Source organism: Endobacterium cereale (assembly GCF_009617585.1).
Taxonomy (GTDB): domain Bacteria; phylum Pseudomonadota; class Alphaproteobacteria; order Rhizobiales; family Rhizobiaceae; genus Neorhizobium; species Neorhizobium cereale.
On record NZ_WIXI01000015.1, the window covers coordinates 1 to 558 of the forward strand.

The 558-nt window shown below is 56.8% G+C and carries 1 pseudogene; it reads right to left on the reverse strand.

Annotated elements, in window-relative coordinates:
- Window positions 1-39: 39 nt before the first annotated feature.
- Window positions 40-558 (reverse strand): annotated as a pseudogene (locus GAO09_RS00010) (hypothetical protein); the annotation flags it as partial.

Consider the following 558-nt stretch of genomic DNA (forward strand, 5'->3'; position numbering starts at 1 on the left):
CGAAAATCGCCCGGGCGTGACCGACAAACCCGGCCGGCGTCATGGTATGGCCTCATTGCCGTTAAGTTTACGATGCCCCTGAATGGCGTAGCTCGCCTGCTCATAGGATCCGGTCTGCTTCAGGATATGCGTCGCAAGAATGTCCCGCAGGTTATGGGGGCCATGCGGCAGCAGTCCCTTGATCGCACCTCGCCCGGTGTAGGGATTGTAGATGCCGTAGCGTTGTATGACGGTCCGCCAGGCTTCGTAGAAAGTGGTTGAGTTGTAAGCCGCATCGATGCTGGTCGTTTTCACCGTTTTGACGAAGAGGGTGCCGGGATCTTTGGCACCATCAAGCAGGACAGCTCGATGGCGATCGATATAAGCATCGAGATATTTGTAGAGATCGAGCAGGTCCGGCAGGATCAGTCGAAACGGCTTCTGCCCGAAGAAGGATGAGCCCGAGTTCTTGAATGCGACTGATGGGATCAGGACTTCCCACCCATGATCGCGATCGCTCCAGCGTAGCTCGCCACATCTCATGTCCTCAAGCCTGCGTTCCGATGTCGGGTGATGCCC